Origin of the sequence: Neisseria sp. RH3002v2f (assembly GCF_014596375.1) — a bacterium.
GTDB classification, from domain to species: domain Bacteria; phylum Pseudomonadota; class Gammaproteobacteria; order Burkholderiales; family Neisseriaceae; genus Neisseria; species Neisseria cinerea.
The window spans coordinates 1-851 of the sequence record NZ_MAYZ01000011.1 but is presented as its reverse complement, the minus strand read 5'-3'; the positions used below and the strand labels follow the sequence as shown (position 1 = coordinate 851).

Genomic DNA, 851 nt, shown 5'->3' with positions numbered 1-851 from the left:
TTTGACGACAGCAAAACCTCAGTAGCCGACATTGCCAAAATTATTGAGAAAACAGGTTACGGCGCGAAGGAAAAAACGGAAGATACATTGCCGCAACCCGAAGCAGAACACCATATCGGCTGGAGGTTGTGGCTGCTGTTCGCCATTAATATCCCGTTCTTAATCGGCATGGCAGGCATGATGATCGGGCGGCACGATTGGATGATTCCGCCTGTATGGCAGTTTGTACTGGCAAGCGTGGTACAGCTTTGGCTGGCAATCCCGTTTTACAAAAGCGCGTGGGCGAGCATTAAGGGCGGGCTGGCGAATATGGACGTGCTCGTTACCATAGGCACGGTGTCGATTTATCTGTATTCCGTTTATATGCTGTTTTTCAGTCCGCACGCGGCACACGGCATGGCGCATGTATATTTTGAAGCAGGCGTGATGGTGATTGGTTTTGTGTCGCTGGGCAAATTTTTGGAACACCGCACCAAAAAATCCAGCCTGAACAGCTTGGGCTTGCTGCTCAAACTCACGCCGACCCAAGTCAACGTGCAACGCAACGGCGAATGGAAACAGCTTCCCATCGACCAAGTACAAATCGGCGACCTTATCCGCGCCAATCACGGCGAACGCATTGCCGCCGACGGCATTATCGAGAGCGGCAGCGGCTGGGCGGACGAGAGCCACCTCACCGGCGAATCCAATCCCGAAGAGAAAAAAGCGGGCGGCAAAGTGTTGGCGGGAGCGCTGATGACCGAAGGCAGCGTGGTTTACCGCGCCACGCAGCTCGGCAGCCAAACCCTGCTCGGCGACATGATGAACGCGCTGTCCGAAGCGCAGGGCAGCAAGGCGCCGATTGCGCGCGT

The 851-nt window shown here is 55.3% G+C and carries 1 pseudogene; it reads left to right on the top strand.

Annotation, left to right across the window (positions count from 1 at the left end):
• Positions 1-851, top strand: a pseudogene (locus BBW69_RS00735) (cation-transporting P-type ATPase); the annotation flags it as partial.